This is a genomic window from Nocardia sp. BSTN01 (assembly GCF_015354405.1).
Classification (GTDB): Bacteria; Actinomycetota; Actinomycetes; order Mycobacteriales; family Mycobacteriaceae; genus Nocardia.
In genome coordinates this window covers 1-455 of the sequence record NZ_JADKYP010000181.1, presented here as the reverse complement: position 1 = coordinate 455, position 455 = coordinate 1, and the positions used below count along the sequence as shown (strand labels likewise).

Genomic DNA, 455 nt, shown 5'->3' with positions numbered 1-455 from the left:
TGAGCGCGGGTGATCGTGGAATCCACGCTGACCTGCCAGTCGATCACCCCGGCCGCGTCAGCCTGGACCTGCAGCGATGTCACGATCGTGGCCCACGACCCGGCGCGCTGCCAGCGCCGGAACAACCCGTACACCGCTTGCCAGGACCCGTATTCGGCCGGCACATCCCTCCATGGCGAACCGACCCGCACACGCCATCGGATCCCGTCGATGAGCTGCCGTTTCGTCCATTTCGGCGGGCGTCCCGCCTTCTTCCCACAGGGCAGCAGCGGTTCCAGCCGGGCCCATTGGGCATCGGTCAGGTCCGCTCGCCCCGCCACCGCTACGCTGGTCAACGAGGTCTCCGGTAGTACTCCGGTTTTGCTTGGTCGTTAAACCAACTACCGGAGCCCTCGCCCGCACACCAACGCGGCCAACATGTTTCACCCAAAACGGTGATGGTGTGGCATCGCTGT

The 455-nt window shown here is 65.5% G+C and carries 1 protein-coding gene; it reads right to left on the bottom strand.

All coding sequences use genetic code 11. From position 1 onward, the window contains the following. Positions 1-335: transposase (locus IRT45_RS36435; RefSeq protein ID WP_194810281.1), on the bottom strand; the 335-nt coding region annotated here is incomplete at its 3' end. Positions 336-455 lie beyond the last annotated feature (120 nt).